2 protein-coding genes are annotated in these 1,735 nt (G+C 70.5%); both read right to left on the reverse strand.

The features are described 5' to 3' along the window. Positions 1 to 155: 155 nt before the first annotated feature. On the reverse strand, positions 156 to 845 hold the full coding sequence (gene lexA / locus ACH107_RS32640) for a transcriptional repressor LexA (RefSeq protein ID WP_412509749.1): 690 nt from the start codon (positions 843 to 845) through the stop codon (positions 156 to 158). Positions 846 to 924: 79 nt separating this feature from the next. After that, positions 925 to 1,735 (reverse strand): molybdopterin molybdotransferase MoeA (locus ACH107_RS32645; protein ID WP_412509750.1); only part of this gene is annotated, 811 nt, incomplete at its 5' end.

Here is a 1,735-nt window from a genome sequence, read left to right on the forward strand (position 1 = left end):
GCCCGGCGCGGTCCGCGCGGACCGCGCCGGGCCATCGGGCGAATTTTCGGGGATACAAAGGCACCCGGGGCGCCGGGAGCAGGCCCGGCATATCCCGGGGTCGCAGGACCCCGCCCGGCCGATGCGCCGCCCATCGTCAGGGCGGTGTGTCGACCTCAGTAAGTGCGGATCAGGCCGACCAGCCGCCCCTGCACCTTGACCTGATCGTCGCGCAGCAGGCGGGTTTCATAGGCGGGATTGGCCGCTTCGAGCGCGATGGTGCTGCCCGAGCGGCGAAAGCGTTTCAGCGTCGCCTCGGCATCCTCGACCAGCGCCACGACGATATCGCCGTTGTCGGCCGCCGCGGTCTCACGGATGATCACCACGTCGCCATCGTTGATCCCGGCGTCGATCATCGAGTCGCCCTTGACTTCGAGCGCGTAATGTTCGCCCGCGCCCAGCATGCTTTGGGGCACGGCCACGTTGTGCGAAACTTCTGAGATCGCGGCGATGGGCACACCGGCGGCAATCCGGCCCATGACGGGCAACTCGGTCGCGCCCGTGCCTTCAACCGGCAGGGCATGGGCGGGGGGGCTGTCGGGGCGGTCGCCCTCGATCACGCGGGGGGTGAACCCGGTCTTCTGTTCCAGCGACTCGGGCAGCTTGAGGATTTCCAGCGCCCTTGCGCGGTGGGCTAGCCTGCGGACGAAGCCGCGCTCCTCCAGCGCCGTGATGAGGCGGTGAATGCCGGACTTGGAGCGCAGGTCGAGCGCCTCTTTCATCTCGTCAAAGGAGGGGGGGACGCCGTCGCGCTGCACGCGCCCGTGGATGAAGGCCAAAAGGTCGAGCTGCTTTTTGGTGAGCATGGGGTCCTCCGCACCGGGCCGGAATTGGCCGTTTGCCCGATGTTCTACGGGTGTTCCCCTTTTGTGTCAAGCTGTTCCGTTACAGCGGCAGAACCGGAACACTGGCCCCGGCTGGCCGGCCCGGATCCCCAGGGGGCTGGACGATGAGGCAATCGGCCTCGCTGAGCACGGAGAGAAGCGAGCTGTCCTGCGTGTCGAAGGCCGCGACGCCGCGGTCGGTGGTGCGCGCGCGCAGGTAATGCTGGCGCGGGCCATTGGCGGGCAGGGCGGCGGCCAGCGGGCGCGGCTGAGGCATTGCGACGACGTCGCGTTGCCCCAGCATGGCGCGGATCACCGGGGCCACGAAGACATGCCCGCAGACCATGGCCGACACCGGGTTGCCGGGCAGGCCGATCAGGGCCGCCGCGTCCAGCCGCCCGGCCATGAGCGGCTTGCCGGGGCGCATCGCCACCTTGTAGAAGGCCCGGTCCATGCCGCGGTCGGCCAGCGCCGGCCCGACAAGGTCGTGATCGCCCACCGAGGCGCCGCCGATGGTCAGGATCAGGTCTGCCCCCTCGGCCATGTCGAATACCGTTTGCAGCGAGGCCCGGGTGTCACGCGCGATGGGCAGCAGGCGGGCCTTGGCCCCCAGCGCCTCGACCAGCGCGGCCAGTCCATAGCTGTTGGAGGCGATGATCTGGTCGGGGCCGGGGTCCTCGCCGGGCTGGACCAGTTCGTCGCCGGTGGCGATGATCGCCACCTCGGGGCGTCGCGTGACCGGCACCGCGGCGATGTTCATCGCCGCCAGCAGCGCCACGTCCGAGGGCGCCAGCAGGCGCGGGGCCTCGAGCCGGTCGCCCAGGCGGAAATCGGCCCCCATGGGCCGCACGTGGGGGCCCTGGCCCGGACCC

The sequence above is a fragment of the Roseovarius halophilus (ex Wu et al. 2025) genome (assembly GCF_047086965.1).

Bases quoted from the DNA above. Each gene is read 5' to 3' on its own strand.
- lexA (WP_412509749.1), bottom strand. From the start codon at position 845: ATGCTCACCAAAAAGCAGCTCGACCTTTTGGCCTTCATCCACGGGCGC.